A 19340-nucleotide genomic window follows, 5' to 3' on the forward strand; every position below is an offset into this window, starting at 1 on the left:
ATGAGTTCCCGTGACACGACTTTGCGCCCACCAACCCGCGACCATCTCGACTGGCCGTTCTTCGACGATGGCCATCGTGCGCTTGCTGCGGAGCTGGATGACTTCGTATCCCGTGGCGGCCTCGGCGAGATTGATCACGCAAATGCCGATGCCGCGTGCAAACACCTCGTCAGCGCTCTCGGCGCCGCAGGCGTGCTTCGCCATTGCGTGCCGAAAGCATTTGGCGGCGCAAGCGAGGAGATCGATAGCCGGTCGCTCTGCCTCATCCGCGAAACGCTTGCCTATACCGACGGTCTTGCCGATTTCGCCTTCGCCATGCAGGGGCTTGGCACCGGCGCGATCAGCCTTTCTGGCTCCGAGGCACTGAAGCAGGCCGTCCTGCCCAAGGTCAGCCGCGGCGAGTGGATTTCCGCCTTTGCGCTTTCCGAACCCGAGGCTGGCTCGGATGTCGCAGCGATGGCCTGTAGTGCGCGACACGAGGGCGATCATTTCGTGCTCGATGGCGAGAAAACCTGGATTTCCAACGGCGGCATCGCCGACGTCTACACCGTCTTTGCCCGCACCGGCGAAGCGCCCGGCACGCGCGGCATTTCCGCCTTTGTGGTCTTCGCCGACACGCCGGGTTTCACGATCGCCGAGCGCATCGAGACGATTGCGCCGCATCCGCTTGCCCGGCTTCGCTTCGACAATTGCCGCATCCCGGCGTCGCAGCTTCTCGGAAGCCCCGGCGAAGGCTTCAAGATCGCCATGCGCACGCTCGACATCTTCCGCTCGTCCGTCGCGGCCGCCGCAACAGGCTTTGCCCGCCGGGCGCTCGACGAGGCAGTGGCGCATGCAAAAAACCGCAAGATGTTCGGCGCAACCCTTGCCGATTTGCCGACGGCGCAAAGCACGCTCGGCGAGATGGCGACTGCGATCGACGCCGCCGCCCTTCTGACCTGCCGCACGGCATGGCAGCGCGACGTGCAGAAGCGGCCGACCACGCGGGAAGCGGCCATGGCCAAGATGACGGCGACCGAGAATGCACAATGGGTCATCGACCAGGCGCTGCAGCTCTTCGGCGGCCGCGGCGTGCGCGTCGGCGAAATCACCGAACGGCTCTATCGCGAGATCCGGGCACTGCGGATCTACGAGGGCGCGACCGAGGTTCAAAAGCTCATCATCGGCCGCGAGCTGATGAAAGGTACGGGACGATAACGAGGGGGATGTCGAACATGCATGGTTCGAAGGCGTCATTCGACTGGCAGGATCCATTCAACCTGGATGCGCAGTTGACCGAAGAAGAACGCATGGTGCGGCACACCGCCGAGGGCTATGCCGAAGACCGGCTTGCGCCCCGTGTGCAGGAGGCCTTCCGCCATGAAAAGACCGACCCGTCGATCTTTGCCGAGATGGGCGAGCTCGGTCTGCTTGGCCCGATGGTCTCCGAGGAATATGGCGGGGCCGGACTGAATTACGTCTCCTACGGCCTGATCGCCCGCGAGATCGAGCGGGTCGACAGCGGCTACCGTTCGATGATGAGCGTACAGTCGTCGCTGGTGATCGTGCCGATCTATACCTTCGGCAGCGAGGACCAGAAACGCAAATACCTGCCGGGACTGATTGCCGGCACGAAAATCGGCTGCTTCGGCCTCACCGAGCCCGATCATGGTTCCGATCCCGGCTCGATGATCACCCGCGCCGCCAAGGTCGATGGCGGTTATCTGCTTTCCGGCTCCAAGACCTGGATCTCCAATGCGCCGATCGCCGACGTCTTCGTCGTCTGGGCGAAGACCGCCGATGGTCTGATCCGCGGCTTCATTCTCGAAAAGGGATGGAAGGGGCTCAGCGCACCGGCGATCCACGGCAAGGTGGGCTTGAGGGCATCGATTACCGGCCAGATCGTCATGGACGAGGTCTTCGTGCCGGAAGAAAACATGCTGCCCGATGTGACCGGGCTGAAAGGTCCCTTCACCTGCCTCAACTCCGCGCGCTTCGGCATCGCCTGGGGCGCCCTTGGTGCGGCTGAGTCCTGCTACGCGACGGCGCGGCAATACGTGATCGACCGCAAGCAGTTCGGCCGACCGCTTGCCGCCAACCAGTTGATCCAGAAGAAGCTCGCGGACATGGCGACGGAAATTGCCCTTGGCCTGCAGGGCTGCCTGCGCCTCGGCCGCATGAAGGACGAAGGCAACCCGCCGGTCGAGCTGACCTCGATCCTCAAGCGCAATTCCTGCGGCAAGGCGCTGGAGATCGCCAGAACCGCCCGCGACATGCTCGGCGGCAACGGCATTTCGGACGAATTTCCGGTGGCACGTCACCTCGTCAACCTCGAAGTGGTCAACACCTATGAGGGCACGCATGACATCCACGCGCTGATCCTCGGTCGTGCCATCACCGGCATCGCCGCCTTCGCCAACTGAGGTCCGGCATCGATGTTCAGGACCAAGAGACCGCTGCGCTTCGGAGACTGCGACCCCTCAGGGATCGCCTACTTTCCGTCCTACCTCAACATCCTTGTCGGGGTGACGGAGGACTTCTTCGCGTCGCTCGGCTTTCCCTGGAAGACGATGAACGACGAGCGGCGGATCGGCGTGCCGACAGTGCGCCTCGATCTCACCTTCATTCGCCCGGGCTTTCAGGGCGACGAACTTGATTTCGCGCTGGCTGTCCACGGCATTGGCCGGTCGTCGCTCGACATGGAGCACACGGTCTCGGCAAGGGACACGGTGCTCTGGACCGCGAAACAGCGGGTCGTTGCCACCGCGCTCGACAATCACGCTTCACTGGCATGGCCGGACGACATCCGCGCTGCGCTGACCAAACATCTGGAGACGACCGATGCACACCATCCTGCAACCTGAAGGCTGGGCAAAGCCCATCGGCTACGCCAACGGCGTGGCTGCAACGGGCCGCACTGTTTTTGTCGGCGGCCAGATCGGCTGGAACGCGCAATCCGAGTTCGAGACCGACGATTTCGTCGAGCAGGTGCGCCAGACGCTGAAGAACGTCGTCGCTGTGCTCGCCGCCGGCGGTGCGGAGCCGCAGCACATCACCACGATGACCTGGTACTTCACCGACAAGCAGGAATATATCGGCAATCTGCGCGGCATCGGTCAGGCCTATCGCGACATCATCGGCCGGCATTTCCCGGCGATGGCGGCGATGCAGGTCGTGGCGCTCGTCGAGGACCGCGCCAAGATCGAGATCCAGGCCACGGCCGTCATCCCCGACTGAGGCTGCAACCATGTCCGAGGTCCGGTTTTCGGAGAGCGTTTCCGCCCGTGTTGAAGACGACGTACTCGTCGTCACCATCGACAATGCGCCCGTCAATGCGCTCTCGTCGCATGTGCGCTCCGGCCTGGTGGCGGCGCTCGACCATGCGGCCAGTCTCCCCACGATTAGGGGCGTGGTCATCACGGGCGCCGGCAGCACCTTCATTGGTGGCGCCGACATCCGGGAGTTCTGCAAGCCGGCGGTCGAACCGACGCTTCCGGACGTGATCGAGCGCATCGAGGCGTTTGAGAAGCCGGTCGTCGCTGCCGTCAACGGCGCGGCGCTTGGCGGCGGCTGCGAAGTGGCGCTCGCCTGCCACGGCCGTATCGCCGGCGAGAAGGCATCATTCGGCCTCCCCGAAGTCAAACTCGGCCTCGTCCCGGGCGCGGGTGGGACGCAGCGCCTTCCGCGTCTGATCGGTATCGTCGCGGCGATCGACCTCATCGGAACCGGGCGTGCCGTCAAGGCCGCCGAAGCCGTGACGCTTGGCCTTGCCGACAGCGTTGCCGCCGATCCCGTAGGTGCCGCACTGGCTTTCGTGCAGGAACACGCCGCCAAACCGCTCCACCTGACGGGCATGATCGCCGTTCCGCCGGCGGACGCCGCAGCCATCAGCGCCACAGAGGCAAAGGTTCTGGCGAAAGCCCGCGGCCAAGCTGCCCCCGCCGAGGCCGTTCGCCTCGTCAAGGCAGCCGGCGAACTCGATCTGAAACAAGGACTGACCGAGGAACGCGCGACCTTCCTGCGTTTGCGGGATTCCACCGAGTCCGCTGCCCTCAGGAACGTGTTCTTCGCCGAGCGTGCCGTCGGCAAGGTCGAGGGGCTCGATAAGGTATCGCCGCGCAGGATCGAGACCGTCGGTGTCGTCGGCACCGGCTTGATGGGATCCGGCATCGCGGTCTCCGCCCTGACCTCCGGCTACCGCGTGGTCGCGCTGGAGCAGACGGAAGAAGCCGCCGCCAGCGGGCGGGCACGGATCGCCGAGACGCTCGACAAGACCCTGCGCTCCGGACGGCTGACTGCGGCCGGCCGCGATCACTGCCTGGCGCGGCTGCAGACGACCGCCGAAGCCGGAGATCTCGCGAATGCCGACCTCGTCATCGAAGCGGTCTTCGACGATCTCCAGGTTAAGACAGAGCTGTTTCAGAGGCTCGACGGCATCGTCGCACCCGGCGCCATCCTCGCGACCAACACGAGCTACCTCGATCCCGATGCGATTGCCGCCGGGACAGCCGATCCGTCGCGGGTCGTAGGCTTGCACTTCTTCTCGCCCGCCAACGTCATGCGGCTTGTCGAAGTCGTCAACTGCGCCAAGACCACACCGGACGTGCTGGCAAGTGCGCTTGCCTTCGTCAAACGTCTCGGCAAGCTGCCCGTCGTTTCAGGCGTCACCGAAGGCTTCATCGGCAACCGCATTTTCTCCGCCTATCGCCGCGAGGCAGAGTTCATGCTGGAGGATGGAGCACTGCCGGAGCAGATCGACGCCGCGCTCGAGGCCTATGGCTTTCCGATGGGGATCTTCGCCGTCAACGACATGGCCGGGCTCGAGATCGCCTGGGCGCGCCGTAAGCGACAGGCTGCGACGCGGGATCCCGCTGCCCGCTATGTCGAAATCGCCGACAGGCTTTGCGAAGCGGGGCGTCTCGGTCGCAAGAGCGGCCGCGGCTGGTACGCCTATCCCGATGGCAAGCGGGCCGTCGACCCCGAGGTCACTGCGGTCATCGAAGCCGCAAGAGCGGTGAAGAACATCACGCCGCGCGATTTCACCGCGGACGAGATCGTGAGCCGGCTTCTGAAAGCGATGGCCGACGAGGGAACGGCCCTGCTGGCCGAAGGGATCGCGGCACGTCCAAGCGACATCGATCTGGTGCTGATCAACGGCTACGGCTTTCCCGCGCACAAGGGCGGGCCGATGTTCACGGCCGAGCAAAACAAGGACAAATCCCATGGGTGAAGCCTATATCGTCGGCGGCGTCCGCACGCCCATCGGTCGCTATGGCGGCGCGCTGTCGAGCGCGCGCCCGGACGATCTTGCCGCCCACGTAATCCGCGAGGCACTGGCGCGCGTTTCGTCCGTTCCGACTGAGGCGATCGATGAGGTTGTTCTTGGCTGCGCCAACCAGGCGGGCGAGGACAACCGCAATGTCGCGCGCATGGCCGCCTTGCTCGCGGGGTTGCCCGAAACGGTAGCCGGAACGACGATCAACCGGCTTTGCGGTTCCGGGCTGGACGCCGTCGGCTACGCCGCCCGCGCGATCCGTCTGGGCGAAGCCGAGATCATCGTCGCCGGCGGCGTCGAAAGCATGTCGCGCGCGCCCTTCGTCATGCCGAAGGCCGAAAGCCCGTTCCAGCGCGGCACCGAAATCCATGACACGACGATCGGCTGGCGCTTCGTCAATCCTGTCATGAAAGCCCAATACGGCATCGACTCCATGCCGGAGACCGCAGAAAACGTCGCCACTGAGTTTTCGATCTCGCGCGAAGACCAGGACGGCTTTGCACTGCGCAGCCAGGCCCGGGCGGCCACTGCGCAAAAGAGCGGGCGTTTCGCCCGCGAAATCGCCCCTTATGCGATCAAGGCACGCAAGGGCGAGACGACATGGGTTGAGCAAGACGAGCACCCGCGCGAGACGACCATCGAAAAGCTTGCCAGCCTGTCGACGCCATTCCGCGCCATCGGCACGGTGACGGCCGGTAATGCCTCCGGCGTCAACGACGGCGCGGCTGCTCTCGTCCTTGCCTCCGGCCAAGCGGTCGAACGCTACGGGCTCCAACCGCTCGCTCGGGTCGACGGGATGACGACGGCGGGTGTTCCGCCACGCATCATGGGCATCGGCCCGGTGTTTTCGACCCGCAAGCTCCTGGAGCGTCTGAACCTCCGTCTCGGCGACATCGATATCGTCGAACTGAACGAGGCCTTCGCGGCACAAGCGCTCGCCTGCATGCGGCAGCTCGGGTTGGCCGACGATGCGTCCCACGTCAATCCGAATGGCGGCGCCATCGCGCTTGGCCATCCGCTTGGCATGTCAGGGGCACGCCTGGCGCTGACGGCAGCTTTGGAGCTTGAGCAGCAACGTGCGAAGCGGGCGCTCGCCACTATGTGCATCGGCGTCGGACAGGGCATCTCGATGCTGCTGACGCGGCCGTGATGTCCGCCTCTTAGAAGGATCGATGCAAGGTCTGGCGCGATCGCCAGATCACGTCATCGCGGGTAGCCCCCATCCCCTTTCGACACCGGCTTCGGAACCGACACGCCTATTCCTGACAAATCGCGTCTTGATATTGCCGGCGGAAGCGCCCAACTGATCGGCATCGCGCTCCTTCGCACTTCCCCACCGGCGCGTCCTGCACTCGAAGCGATAGACGTCAATCTTCAAAGGTTCCCCCATGACCCAGTATCCCGATATCCTCCTTCATATCGACGGCGCCTGGCGGCCGGCTCGAGCGGGCAAGACCATTCCCGTCATCGACCCGGCCACCGAGGAAACGATTGGCCAGGTGGCCTGGGCAGAAGTGGCGGATCTGGATGAAGCGCTGAACGCCGCCCAAAAAGGCTTCCGGGTCTGGCGGGCGACCTCGGCTTTCGACCGGGCAAAGGTCATGCGAACGGCAGCGGCGCTGCTGCGCGAGCGTGCCGGCGACATCGCCTGGCTGATGACGCGGGAACAGGGCAAGCCGCTGGCCCAGTCCAAGGGCGAAATCCTCAGCGCCGCCGAAATCATCGAGTGGTTTGCCGAGGAAGGAAAGCGCGCCTATGGCCAGATCATTCCGCCGCGCACGCCCGATGTCACCCAGATGACCGTCAAGCTGCCCGTCGGCCCGGTCGCCGCTTTCACGCCCTGGAATTTCCCGATCAACCAGGTCGTACGCAAGCTGTCCGCCGCGCTGACCACCGGGTGCTCGATCATCGTGAAGGCACCCGAGGAAACACCGGCATCGCCGGCCGAACTGATCCGGTGCTTCGTCGATGCTGGCATTCCCGCAGGCGTCGTCAACCTCGTCTATGGCGTGCCGGCGGTCATCTCGGAGTATCTGATCTCGCATCCGGTAATCCGCAAGATGTCCTTCACCGGCTCCACCCCGGTCGGCAAGATGCTGGCGGCGCTCGCCGGCCAGCACATGAAGCGCGCGACGATGGAACTCGGCGGCCACGCCCCGGTCATCGTCACCGAGGACGCCGACATCGAGCAGGCCGTCGCGATCATGTCCGGCAGCAAGTATCGCAATGCCGGTCAGGTCTGCGTGTCGCCGACCCGCTTCCTGGTGCAGGAGCGGGTGGCCGATCAGTTCCTTGAAGGTTTTGTCGCCGCATCGCGGAAGATCAAGGTCGGCAACGGCCTTGAGACCGGCATCGACATGGGGCCGCTGGCCAACGAGCGGCGCATCCCGGCGATCGAAAGCCTGGTCGCCGACGCCGTGGAGCATGGCGGCCGGCTGGCAACCGGCGGCCATCGCATCGGCAACCGAGGCTATTTCTTCGAGCCGACGGTGCTTGCCGACGTTCCGGTCAGCGCCCGTATCATGAATGACGAACCCTTCGGTCCCGTCTCCATCATCAACCGCTTCAGCGCGTTGGACGAAGCGATCAATGAGGCCAACCGCCTGCCGTTTGGGCTTGCGGCTTACGCCTTCACCGGTTCCGAGCGAAGCGCCCACCGCCTCGCAAGCGAAGTCGAGAGCGGAATGATCTCGATCAACCATCTCGGCCTGGCGCTGCCGGAGGTGCCCTTCGGCGGTATCAAGGATTCCGGCTACGGAACGGAAGGCGGCTCCGAGGCGATCGAAGCCTATCTGGAAACCCGCTTCGTCACGCGCAAGAGCGTGTAACCGCGCTCGATCATCTCCCGCGCGCGCCCGGCGCGCGGGAGATGCTGCGTGTCACCCATCAAGGGCACGAGATCCGCCCGCAGAAGTAGCAGTCTTAAATTTACTCCCCTGTTACGAAGTTTGCTCACCATCGGACGCATGGCATGATGCCTATGGGAGAGCACGATGGGTTATGATTGGAATGGCGCACGCGGGCGCCGCTTGAAGATCGCACGATTTGGTACGGCCCTCGCTCTGGCAACCTTGTTGGTGTCGGTCGCTGCGCAGGTCGTGGCCCGGGCAATCTAAACACCAACGGGTTGGCTTGTTCGGCGCACCGAAAGCCAGGTCGAAGGTTTCCGAAACACGGTGACCAAATCCCGCATCTCCTTCTTGAGATCGAAATTCCCACCGTCCACGGCTCTGCTCACAATCTGTCGAACACTCCTCGGTATCGCAGCCTGGTGAAAGCCCGGCTTGCCGGGTTTCCAGCGGCAATCGAAGCTGATACGTTCCATTTTTGTTCCGAGTCATCTGCTTCGCGCGAAGAGTTTGACGCCGTGAAGCGGAATCCGTGAATTCTTTCAAGGAGATGAAACGGAACGAAGAATTTGGCAATCTTGCTGACAACGCCTGGATACGTATGAGCGCCGCTTATCTCGAAAAACTGAATGACCGCCAGCGCGAGGCGGTGGTGCATGGTGTGGGACTGCCGCAAGGCCAGGTTGGCGGCCCTCTGCTGATCATTGCGGGTGCCGGTTCGGGCAAGACGAATACGCTCGCTCACCGGGTGGGACATTTGATCGTCAACGGCGCCGATCCGCGTCGCATCCTGCTTATGACCTTTTCACGACGGGCGGCTTCGGAAATGAAGCGTCGGGTCGAGCGGATCTGTCGCCAGGTCATCGGCGACAATGCTGCGGTCATGACAGACGCGCTCTCCTGGGCGGGCACTTTCCATGGCATCGGCGCGCGTATCCTCAGGATTTATGCCGAACAGATCGGCCTCGGCCAGGATTTCACGATCCATGATCGCGAAGACAGCGCCGACCTGATGAACCTCGTTCGCCACGAGCTCGGTTTTTCGAAGATGGAAAGCCGCTTTCCGACCAAGGGGACCTGCCTGGCGATCTATTCGCGCGTCGTGAATTCGGAAAGCTCGATCATCGACGTGTTGAAGACGGCGTATCCTTGGGCTGCGAACTGGGAAGAGCAACTCAAGGAACTGTTTGCAGGCTACGTCGAGGCCAAGCAGGCGCAAAACGTCCTCGACTACGATGATCTGCTGCTTTACTGGGCGCAGATGGCTTCCGACGCGGAACTGGCGCAGGATATCAGCAGCCGTTTCGATCATATCCTGGTCGACGAATATCAGGACACGAACCGCCTTCAGGCCTCGATCCTGCTGTCGCTGAAGCCAGAGGGCCATGGCCTGACCGTCGTCGGAGACGACGCCCAGTCGATCTATTCCTTCCGGGCGGCGACGGTCCGCAACATCCTCGACTTCCCGAATGCGTTTTCGCCGGAACCCGCCGACGTCATCACGCTCGATCAAAACTATCGCTCGACCCAGCCGATCCTGGCTGCCGCCAACGGCGTCATCGGGCTTGCGCGGGAACGGTTCACCAAGAACCTCTGGACGGACAGGCAGTCGGAGCAGCGCCCGCAGCTTGTCACCGTCAAGGACGAGACGGACCAGGCCGCCTATATCGTGGAGCAGGTTCTCGCCAACCGCGAGGTCGGCATAGCGCTGAAGCAGCAGGCGGTGCTGTTTCGTTCCGCCAACCATAGCGGCACGCTCGAAGTCGAGCTCACCCGTCGCAACATTCCCTTCGTGAAATTCGGCGGTCTCAAGTTCCTCGACAGCGCCCATGTCAAGGATCTGCTGGCAACCTTGCGTTTCGCGCAGAACCCGCGTGACCGTGTCGCCGGTTTCCGGCTGTTGCAGATGCTGCCCGGGATCGGCCCGCAGACGGCAGGCAAGATCCTCGACGCGATCGCCGCAGATCCGGAGCCGCTCGCAGCACTCGCGGAAATCCCAGCGCCGCCGAAGACCGGAGAGGATTGGGCCAACTTCGTCGATCTCGTTTCCGCTCTGCGGAAGGTCGACGCAGGATGGCCGGGGGAAATCGCGACGGCGCGTGCCTGGTACGAACCACACCTCGACCGCATCCACGAAGACGCCGAAACGCGCAAGGCCGACCTCGTGCAGCTCGAGCAGATTGCCGGCGGCTACCAGAACCGCGAGCGTTTCCTGACCGAACTGACGCTCGATCCGCCCGATGCCACCAGCGACCAGGCGGGCGTGCCTCTGCTCGATGAGGACTACCTGATCCTGTCAACCATTCATTCTGCCAAGGGACAGGAATGGCGCTCGGTCTTCATGCTCAATGTCGTCGACGGTTGCATCCCGTCCGATCTTGGTGCCGGCACGACCGCCGAACTCGAAGAGGAGCGGCGGCTGCTCTATGTCGGCATCACGCGGGCGCGCGACCATCTCGCGCTGGTGACGCCGCAAAGGTTCTTCACCTACGGCCAGAACAGCCAGGGCGACCGGCATGTCTACGCATCGCGGACCCGCTTCATTCCGGCGACGCTGCTGCAGTTCTTCGAGACGACGAACTGGCCGAAGATTTCGGCGGCCGTCGGCGAACGCAGCGCCAAGCAGATCCGCATCGATGTTGGCGCCCGGATGCGTTCCATGTGGAAGTGAGGATGGGTCGCGGCCGTGATGCTTCGGTCTCCGAACCGCCTGCTGCCCAGCGCCGTTCCGATGAAAAAGGATGCTCTACCCGTCTGCTGTAGCAGAGATCGCCATTCAGGCGCGCGCATCAGCCGACGGTTTAGGGATGATGCAGCACGCTCACCCCGCCATCGACCGTCAGGCAGATGGCGTTCATGAAGGGGCATTCGTCCGAAATCATGAAGAGGGCGGCCTTGGCGATTTCCTCCGGCGTCGCGATGCGACCGCCGGGATGAAGCTTCATCGTTTCGGCTTCCGCCGCGGCCGGGTCGGGAAATGAGTTCCAGTATTCCTCGGCCTTCTGCGTGCGCACGTAGCCTGGCGCCAGCGCATTCACACGCACGCCCTGCCCCGCATATTCCAGCCCCAGCGCCTTGGTCATGCCGAGAAGCGCATGTTTGGCGACGGGATAGGGGAAGGTGTGCGGGATGATGGTGAAGGCGTGGGTCGAGGCGATGTTGAGGATGACGCCGCCACCCGCGGCGATCATGCCCGGCAGCACGGCCTTGCTGCAGTTCCACGCGCCCTTGAGGTTGATGTCGAAGCAGCGCTGCCAGTCGGCATCCGAGAGTTTCAGCGGCTCGAAGAACACGTTGACGCCGGCATTGTTGACCAGCGCATTCGGCTGGCCGATCTCGCGGTTCGCCGTGGCAACCGCTTGTTCGACGGCATCCGAATCCGTGATGTCGGCCGTGGTGTAACCGATCTTTCCGCCCGTCGCACGGAGCCGCTCAGCCTCTCTCGCCAGCAGATCCCCATCACGATCGATGAGGTAGAGGCTCGCGCCTTCCGCAAGGAAGGTCTCGGCAATAGCAAGGCCGATGCCTTGAGCCGCCCCAGTGATGACGACGCGCTTTCCTTCGAGACGACCCGCCATGTCCGCGCTCCTCACCACTCGGCGACGCTGCCGTCGGCATGGCGCCAGATCGGGTTGCGCCAGCGATGGCCTTCTTTCGCCCGTTCGATGACATATTGCTCGTCCACCTCGATGCCGAGGCCCGGTCCCTGCGGGATCGACACGAAACCGTCTGCGTAATGGAAGACTTCCTTGTTGGAGATGTAGTCGAGGATGTCGTTGCCCGTATTGTAATGGATGCCCAGGCTCTGCTCCTGGATGAAGGCGTTGTAGCTGACGGCGTCGACCTGAAGGCAGGCGGCGAGCGCGATCGGTCCGAGCGGGCAATGCGGCGCCAGTGCCACGTCGTAGGCTTCCGCCATCGACGCGATCTTGCGGCACTCGGTGATGCCGCCGGCATGCGACAGATCCGGCTGCAGGATGTCGACATAGCCGTCTGAAAGCACCGACTTGAAATCCCAGCGCGAATAGAGCCTTTCGCCGAGCGCGATCGGCGTCGAGCAATGGTTGGCGATTTCCTTCAGTGCCTCGCGGTTTTCCGAAAGCACCGGTTCTTCGATGAACATCAGGTTGAAGGGCTGCAGTTCCTTCGCCAGCACCTTGGCCATCGGCCGATGCACGCGACCGTGGAAATCGACGCCGATGCCGATATGCGGGCCGATCGCCTCGCGGATCGTTGCGATGGTCTCGACCGCCTTCTCCACCTTCTCCCAGGTGTCGACGATCTGCATCTCCTCGCAACCATTGAGCTTGATCGCCTTGAAGCCGCGGGCAACGACATCGCGCGCATTGTTGGCGACGTCGGACGGACGGTCGCCGCCGATCCAGGAATAGACCTTGATGCGGTCACGCACCTGTCCGCCGAGCAGCGCATGAATCGGCTGGCCATAGGCCTTGCCCTTGATGTCCCAGAGCGCCTGGTCGATGCCGGCAAGTGCCGACATATGGACCGCCCCGCCGCGATAGAAGCCGCCGCGATACATGACCTGCCAATGGTCTTCGATCAGCAGCGGATCCTTGCCGATCAGGTAGTCCGAGAGCTCGTTAACCGCGGCTTCCACCGTCAGGGCTCGACCTTCGACGACCGGCTCGCCCCAGCCGACGATGCCCTCGTCCGTCTCGATCTTCAGAAACAGCCAGCGTGGCGGAACGATATAGGTGGTGAGCTTGGTGATTTTCATGGTGCGATATCCGCTGGGTGCAACGAGGCGGCGATGGCCGCTTCAGAGAGGATTTCAGCCCGCCGTATGGGCGGGTCGGTGACGTTCGACGGCAAGCTTGAGGTCGCGCGCCGCAAGGTCGAGCATGCGCATCGAACAGTCGCGCGCCCGCGCCTTGTCGCGCAGGCGCAGCGCCTCGACCAGTTCGCCGTGAATGTCGACGGCTTCGTCACGGCGATCGGCGACTTCGTTGGAGGCGTGCAGCGAGAACTTCAGCGCCGCCTGGATAATGCCGACGAGTTGCAAGAAGACCTGGTTGTGGCTGGCCTTGAGCAGGCATGTGTGAAAGGCGACGTCGGCATCGGTGAAGCCAACGAGATCGCGCTCGCCGTCACGCATCGCCTGCCAGGCGCGTTCGAGATCGGCGATTTCCTGAACGGTGGCGCGTTCGGCGGCAAACTCCGCCGCCGCTGGCTCGATCGCCCGGCGGGCTTCCAGAATGCAGTTCAACAGGTCGAACTCGAAGATGCGCTCGCCGATCCATTCAAGCACCTGCGAATCAAGAATGTTCCATTCGTCCTTGTTGCAGACGATCGTACCCACCCGGGAACGTCCACGGACCATTCCCTTTGATTCAAGCACCTTCAGCGTTTCGCGAATGACGGTTCGGCTGACGCCATAGCGTTCGCAAAGATCGTTCTCACGCGGCAGATAGGAGCCGACCGGAAAAACGTCGGCGCAGATGTCCGAAGCGATTGCGCGCGTCACGTTCTTCTGGACGCGTGGGCGGCGCTGGCCGCGTTCCTCAATGGCACTCTGGTGCTGCTGTTCTTCCACCGCCACTTTTCCTCTCCCCTCGCATCTCCTCGTCGCTGCTTAGCGCAGACGCCCGAACGCGACAACGCACCGAAGCGCGCTGCTATCGTTATACACCACTAGATCATTCATCATACAAAGGCAATTGACGAATATGATGATTCATCATACACAAATATCCACTGCAGGAGGCAGTTCACCAGGGAGAGACATCATGCGCTTTATCAAGGCAGCCATTCTGGCTGGTACCGTCGCCGTGCTCACGGCAACCTCGGCGTTCGCTGCCGACGTCAAGATAGGCTTCATCGTCAAGCAGCCGGAAGAGCCGTGGTTCCAGGACGAGTGGAAGTTCGCCGACGTCGCCGCCAAAGAAAAGGGCTTCACCCTCGTCAAGATCGGCGCCGAAGACGGCGAGAAGGTTCAGTCGGCGATCGACAACCTCGGCGCTCAGGGCGCGCAGGGCTTCATCGTCTGCACGCCTGACGTCAAGCTCGGCCCCGGCATCGTCGCCAAGGCTGCCGCCAACGAGCTCAAGCTGATGACCGTCGACGATCGCCTGGTCAACGCCGATGGCAGCCCGATCGAGGACGTTCCGCATATGGGCATCTCGGCAACGAAAATCGGCGAGGCCGTCGGCCAGGCGATTGTCGACGAGGTCAAGAAGCGTGGCTGGGACATGAAGGATGTCGGCGCCATCCGAGTCTCCTACGACCAGCTCCCGACGGCGGTCGATCGTGTCGAGGGCGCGCTTTCCGTCCTCAAGGCCAACGGCTTCCCGGAAGCCAACATCTTCGACGCGCCGCAGGCCAAGACCGATACGGAGGCTGCGCTCAACGCCTCGACGATCGTTCTCAACAAGAACGCCGGCATCAAGAAGTGGGTCGCGATCGGCCTCAACGACGAAGCGGTGCTTGGTGCTGTACGCGCGACCGAGACGGTCGGCATTGCCGCCGACAGCATGATCGGCGTTGGCATCGGCGGCGCGGACTCGGCGATCAACGAGTTCAAGAAGCCCTCGGCCACCGGCTTCTACGGTACGGTCATCATCTCGCCGAAGCGTCACGGCTATGAAACCGCGCTCAACATGTTTGAGTGGATCGCCAACGGCAAGGAGCCGGAAAAGCTGACCCTGACCGCCGGCCAGCTTGCACTGCGCGACAATTACGAAGCCGTGCGCAAGGACCTCGGCATCGAGTAATCGCTGCTTGCGACACCATCGGCCCGGCGGCTGATCCCGCCGGGCGTTCCGTATCGGAGCCGCACATGCAAGACTTTCTTCAATTCCAGTCGATCTCCAAGGGCTATCCCGGCGTCCAGGCGCTGTCGGACGTTTCGTTTTCCGTGCGCAAGGGTGCCGTCCATGGGCTCATGGGCGAGAACGGCGCTGGCAAGTCGACGCTCATCCGCCTGCTGTCCGGCGACCAGGCGGCCGACGAGGGAGAGATCCGCATAGACGGCACGGCGCAGAGCTATCGTTCCGTGCGCGACGCCTTTCGTGCCGGTGTGATCGTCATCCACCAGGAACTGCAGCTCGTTCCTGAGCTGACGGTTGCGGAAAACCTCTGGCTCGGCCACTTCCCCGGCAAGGGTGGGGTGATCGATCGCCGCCAGCTGATCCGCGTTGTCGGCGAGAAACTCTCCGAAATCGGCATCGACGTCGATCCGTCGGCCAAGATCGCCTCGCTTTCGATCGGCGAACGTCAGATGGTCGAGATCGCCAAGGCGGTCATGCTCGACGCGCGCGTCATCGCGCTCGACGAGCCGACATCGTCGCTCTCGTCGCGCGAAAGCGAAATCCTGTTTTCGCTCATCGAGCGTCTGCGTTCGAACGGCACCGTAATCCTCTATGTATCCCACCGCCTCGACGAGATCTTTAGGCTTTGCGACAGCCTGACGGTGCTGCGTGACGGCAAACTTGCCGCCCATCATCCAGATATTTCCAGGGTGACACGCGACCAGATCATCGCCGAAATGGTCGGGCGCGAGATATCCAACATCTGGGGCTGGCGGGCCCGTGATCTCGGCGCCGAACGGCTTCGCGTCGACAACATCTCCGGGCCGAAACTGAAGGCGCCCTTAAGCTTTTCCGTCCGGCGCGGCGAGATCCTCGGCTTCTTCGGCCTGATCGGCGCCGGTCGCAGCGAGATGGCAAGGCTCGTCTACGGTGCGGACACGCGCTTCCAGGGAACGGTCACCATCGACGGCGCAATCGTGCCGGCCGACAGCCCGCCGCAATCGATCCGCGCCGGCATGGTGCTGTGTCCGGAGGACCGCAAGTTCGACGGCATCGTCCAGGGGCGCAGCATCGAAGAGAACATGGCGATTTCGTCGCGCCGGCACTTCTCGCCGTTCGGCATCCTCGACCTGAAAAAGGAAGGTGAGCTCGCCGACCGCTTCATCGCCAAGCTTCGGGTGCGCACACCATCGCGCAAGCAGGACATTATCAATTTGTCGGGCGGCAACCAGCAGAAGGTCATCCTTGGCCGCTGGCTTTCCGAACAGGGGGTGAGAGTGCTTGTCATCGACGAGCCGACGCGCGGCATCGACGTCGGGGCGAAATCGGAAATCTACGAGATCCTCTACGAACTCGCGGCTCAGGGCATGGCGATCGTCGTCATCTCCAGCGAGCTGCCGGAAGTAATGGGCATCACCGACCGCATCCTCGTCATGTGCCAGGGCCGGATCGCCGCCGACATTGCGCGCGAAGATTTCGACGAACGCCGCATTCTCGCCGCCGCCCTTCCCGATGTTCCAACCGCGCAGGTTCAGCCGTCATGACTTCTCTGAAAAAACTTCTTCTCGGCGAACAGGGTCTCGTCGTCATTTTTGCGGTTGCGTTCGCCATCGTGGCGCTGACGGTTCCGAACTTCCTGACCGAGCGCAACATGCTGGGCCTGCTGCAATCGGTCGTCACCATCGGCATCGTCGCCTGCACGATGATGTTCTGCCTCGCCTCGCGCGACTTCGATCTCTCGGTCGGCTCCACCGTCGCCTTTTCCGGCATGGCCGCCGTCATGGCGTCGAACGCTTCGGGCTCGATCCTGATCGGCCTCGTTGCCGCGCTCCTGTGCGGCGGTTTCGTCGGCCTCGTCAACGGCGTTGTCATCGCTCACTTCCGCATCAACGCACTGATCACGACGCTTGCCACCATGCAGATCGTGCGCGGTTTTGCGCTGATCGCGTCCGACGGCCGCGCCGTCGGCATCAACGATCCGAGCTTCTATCAGCTGGCGCTGTCGAAGTTCCTGGGTATCCCGACGCCGATCTGGGTGATGGGCGCGTTCTTCGTCGTCTTCGGCTTCGTGCTCAACCGCACGGTCTTCGGCAAGAACACGCTGGCGATCGGCGGCAACCCCGAGGCTTCGCGCCTTGCCGGCGTCAATGTCTCCAACATGCGCATCTGGATCTTCGCGCTGCAGGGCCTTGTCTGCGCCGTCGCCGGCGTGCTGCTCGCCTCGCGCATCACCTCCGGCCAGCCGAACGCAGCGACCGGTCTCGAACTCTCGGTCATCTCGGCCTGCGTGCTCGGCGGCGTCTCGCTTGCCGGCGGCCGTGCGGCGATGACCGGCGTTATCGTCGGCGTGCTGATTATGGGCATTGCCGAAAACGTCATGAACCTGCTCAACATCCAGGCCTTCTACCAGTATGTCGTGCGCGGCCTGATCCTTCTGCTCGCCGTGCTGCTCGACAATCTGCGCTCGGCCGCCGCCGGCCGCCGCAGCTAGCGAATGGCGGAAGACATCCTCGTCCTCGAAAATGACGAAGGGCTCACCGTCGAGGTGAGCCCGCTCGGCGGCGCCATCCTTTCGACCCGCTGGCACGGTATTCCCGTGCTCGCGCCGACGCCGGCGCCAGGTCTCGCCTCTCAGGTGCTCTGCGCCGAAGCGTGTTTTCCGTTGGTGCCCTTCGGCAACCGCATCGAGGACAATGGCTTCCACTTCGAAGGTCGCGATTACACGCTCGCATCCAATACGTCCGACCCGCTGGTGCTCCACGGCGACGGCTGGCTTCGGCGCTGGTCGATCCTTCACCAGGACCGTCATTCGCTTGCGTTGCACTACCTGCACGAGGCAAACGCATCCACGCCCTTCGCCTATGAGGCGGTGCAGACCATGACGATCGATGGTGCGAACCTGACCCTTTCGCTCACCGTCACCAACCGGGCCGCGCAGGCGCTCCCCTACGGACTGGGCTTTCATCCCCATTTTCCGCGCACGCCGGGAACCCGCCTTTTTGCCCACGCCGATCACTACTGGACGGAACGGGAGAACCACCTGCCGGGTGCGGCGCAGTCAATTCCGCAGGATTTGGACTTCACCTCCGGCGCGCCACTGCCGCCCGGCTGGCTGAACAATGCCTTCGACGGCTGGGATGGAAAGATGCGCATCGAGTGGCCGGAAACCGGCCTTGCGCTTTCGCTCGACGCCGACGGGAGCTTTCGTTTCTTCGTCCTCTATTCTCCTTCCACCGCCGCCGACTTCGTCTGCTTCGAGCCGATGAGCCACCGGCCGAACGCACACCGCCAGTCCGAAAGCGGCGGTCTCGTCAGACTGGCGCCCGGCGAAACTCTGGAAGGCTCCGTCACACTGCGGATCCGTGCACTCGGGCAGTGACCGCCGGGTGCGGCTGTCGTTCTTCCCAAAAGACGAAGGCGGCGCCCCTCTCGGAGCGCCGCCTTTGCTATCCTTGGACCCACCGAAGCGGTGTTATGCGGGCTGTTGTTCTTCGCGCGTTTTCACAAGGCTCCAGACCACGCCAGCGGCAATGATCGCGAAGGTGACGCCGAGCGAGAGAGCCGCCGGGAATTTCTCAAGCCCCAGGAGATCGGCGACGAAGATCTTCGAGCCGATGAAGATCAGGACGACGGCGAGCGCAGGCTTCAGGTAGCGGAAGCGATGGATCATCGCGGCAAGGGCAAAATAGAGGGCGCGCAGGCCGAGGATAGCGAAGATGTTCGAGGTATAGACGATGAAGGGGTCCGCGGTGATCGCGAAGATCGCGGGAACTGAGTCGACTGCGAAGATCACATCGGCCACCTCGACCATGACCAGCGCCATGAAGAGGGGCGTGATGAACCAGGTCATCTTGCCCGTCTTCGGGTTGACGAGCTTCACGAAGAAGCGCTCGCGATGATGCTCTTCGGTGACGTTGAAGCGGCTGCGCATGAAGCGAACCAGCATATTGTTCGAGACGTCGGGCTCGACCTCCTTCATGACCAGCATCTTGATACCGGTGACGATGAGGAACGCCGCGAAGATATAGAGAATCCAGGCGAACTCAGCGACCAGCGTCGCGCCGACGCCGATCATCATCGCGCGCAGCACGATGACGCCGAGGATACCCCAGAAGAGGACCCGGTGCTGATAGATGCGGGGCACGGCGAAGAAGGAGAAGATGAGCGCGATGACGAAGACGTTATCGAGCGCCAGCGTCTTTTCGACCACGAAGCCCGTCATATAGGCGAGGCCGGACTCGGAACCGAGGTACCACCACACCCAGCCGCCGAAGGTCAGGCCGAGCGCGATATAAAAGGCGGAAAGCTTGACGCTTTCGCGAACGCCGATCTCCTTGTTCTCCTTATGGAGAATACCGAGGTCGAACGAAAGGATGGCGATGACGAGGGCGAAAAAACTCGCCCACATCCAGAGCGGCGTTCCCAGCCACTCCACAGACATGAAGGAAAAGTCCACAGACGGGTCCCCAA

16 protein-coding genes are annotated in these 19340 nt (G+C 63.2%); 12 read left to right on the forward strand and 4 right to left on the reverse strand.

Annotation, left to right across the window (positions count from 1 at the left end; genetic code table 11):
- The 8 genes from AC3WWH_RS20490 (at window position 1) to AC3WWH_RS20525 (ending at window position 10774) form a co-directional block, all read left to right on the forward strand.
- Window positions 1-1197 (forward strand): acyl-CoA dehydrogenase family protein, encoded by a 1197-nt coding sequence (locus AC3WWH_RS20490; RefSeq protein WP_492377202.1) that lies wholly within the window; start codon window positions 1-3, stop codon window positions 1195-1197.
- A 17-nt stretch (window positions 1198-1214) separates the two neighbouring features.
- Window positions 1215-2402 (forward strand): acyl-CoA dehydrogenase, encoded by a 1188-nt coding sequence (locus tag AC3WWH_RS20495; RefSeq protein ID WP_058322350.1) that lies wholly within the window; start codon window positions 1215-1217, stop codon window positions 2400-2402.
- A gap of 12 nt (window positions 2403-2414) precedes the next feature.
- Complete coding sequence (locus tag AC3WWH_RS20500) at window positions 2415-2843, forward strand: acyl-CoA thioesterase (RefSeq protein WP_058322300.1); 429 nt, start codon at window positions 2415-2417, stop codon at window positions 2841-2843.
- Window positions 2821-3216, forward strand: a complete 396-nt coding sequence (locus AC3WWH_RS20505; protein WP_058322299.1) for a RidA family protein — start codon at window positions 2821-2823, stop codon at window positions 3214-3216. Before AC3WWH_RS20500 ends, AC3WWH_RS20505 begins: the two co-directional genes overlap by 23 nt.
- A 10-nt stretch (window positions 3217-3226) precedes the next feature.
- Window positions 3227-5209 carry a 3-hydroxyacyl-CoA dehydrogenase NAD-binding domain-containing protein gene (locus tag AC3WWH_RS20510; RefSeq protein WP_058322298.1) on the forward strand — a complete coding sequence of 661 codons (1983 nt, stop codon included), beginning with the start codon at window positions 3227-3229 and terminating at the stop codon, window positions 5207-5209.
- Window positions 5202-6404 carry a 3-oxoadipyl-CoA thiolase gene (gene pcaF / locus AC3WWH_RS20515; protein ID WP_058322297.1) on the forward strand — a complete coding sequence of 401 codons (1203 nt, stop codon included), beginning with the start codon at window positions 5202-5204 and terminating at the stop codon, window positions 6402-6404. The genes AC3WWH_RS20510 and pcaF overlap by 8 nt, the downstream gene beginning before the upstream one ends.
- 238 nt (window positions 6405-6642) lie before the next feature.
- On the forward strand, window positions 6643-8082 hold the full coding sequence (locus AC3WWH_RS20520; RefSeq protein WP_492377203.1) for an NAD-dependent succinate-semialdehyde dehydrogenase: 1440 nt from the start codon (window positions 6643-6645) through the stop codon (window positions 8080-8082).
- A gap of 622 nt (window positions 8083-8704) precedes the next feature.
- Window positions 8705-10774: an ATP-dependent helicase gene (locus tag AC3WWH_RS20525; RefSeq protein ID WP_492377204.1), complete on the forward strand. Its 2070-nt coding sequence runs from the start codon at window positions 8705-8707 to the stop codon at window positions 10772-10774.
- 130 nt (window positions 10775-10904) lie between these two features.
- On the opposite strand, the gene AC3WWH_RS20530 is transcribed toward AC3WWH_RS20525, so the two are convergent.
- The 3 genes from AC3WWH_RS20530 to AC3WWH_RS20540 are packed head-to-tail and all read right to left on the reverse strand — an operon-like array spanning window position 10905 to window position 13657.
- Entirely contained in the window at window positions 10905-11681 is a 777-nt protein-coding gene (locus AC3WWH_RS20530) for an SDR family oxidoreductase (protein ID WP_492377205.1), read from the reverse strand.
- 11 nt (window positions 11682-11692) lie between these two features.
- On the reverse strand, window positions 11693-12841 hold the full coding sequence (gene dgoD, locus AC3WWH_RS20535) for a galactonate dehydratase (protein WP_057255211.1): 1149 nt from the start codon (window positions 12839-12841) through the stop codon (window positions 11693-11695).
- 54 nt (window positions 12842-12895) lie between these two features.
- A complete protein-coding gene (locus tag AC3WWH_RS20540; RefSeq protein ID WP_492377222.1) occupies window positions 12896-13657 on the reverse strand; it encodes a FadR/GntR family transcriptional regulator in 762 nt (253 codons plus the stop codon).
- Between the two features lie 193 nt (window positions 13658-13850).
- Between AC3WWH_RS20540 and AC3WWH_RS20545 the strand changes: the two genes are divergently transcribed.
- The 4 genes from AC3WWH_RS20545 to AC3WWH_RS20560 all read left to right on the forward strand — a co-directional run bounded on the left by AC3WWH_RS20545 (window position 13851) and on the right by AC3WWH_RS20560 (window position 18249).
- Entirely contained in the window at window positions 13851-14834 is a 984-nt protein-coding gene (locus AC3WWH_RS20545) for an arabinose ABC transporter substrate-binding protein (RefSeq protein ID WP_058322291.1), read from the forward strand.
- Between the two features lie 65 nt (window positions 14835-14899).
- Window positions 14900-16414 carry an L-arabinose ABC transporter ATP-binding protein AraG gene (gene araG / locus AC3WWH_RS20550; protein ID WP_492377206.1) on the forward strand — a complete coding sequence of 505 codons (1515 nt, stop codon included), beginning with the start codon at window positions 14900-14902 and terminating at the stop codon, window positions 16412-16414.
- Entirely contained in the window at window positions 16411-17361 is a 951-nt protein-coding gene (gene araH, locus AC3WWH_RS20555) for an L-arabinose ABC transporter permease AraH (RefSeq protein ID WP_057255208.1), read from the forward strand. The genes araG and araH overlap by 4 nt, the downstream gene beginning before the upstream one ends.
- Window positions 17362-17364: 3 nt before the next feature.
- Window positions 17365-18249, forward strand: a complete 885-nt coding sequence (locus AC3WWH_RS20560; RefSeq protein ID WP_492377207.1) for an aldose 1-epimerase — start codon at window positions 17365-17367, stop codon at window positions 18247-18249.
- Between the two features lie 93 nt (window positions 18250-18342).
- Here AC3WWH_RS20560 and AC3WWH_RS20565 read toward each other — a convergent pair whose 3' ends face one another.
- A complete protein-coding gene (locus AC3WWH_RS20565; protein WP_492377208.1) occupies window positions 18343-19311 on the reverse strand; it encodes a TerC family protein in 969 nt (322 codons plus the stop codon).
- Window positions 19312-19340: the final 29 nt, after the last annotated feature.

This window comes from Ensifer sp. EB106-03-01-XG145 (assembly GCF_058792075.1).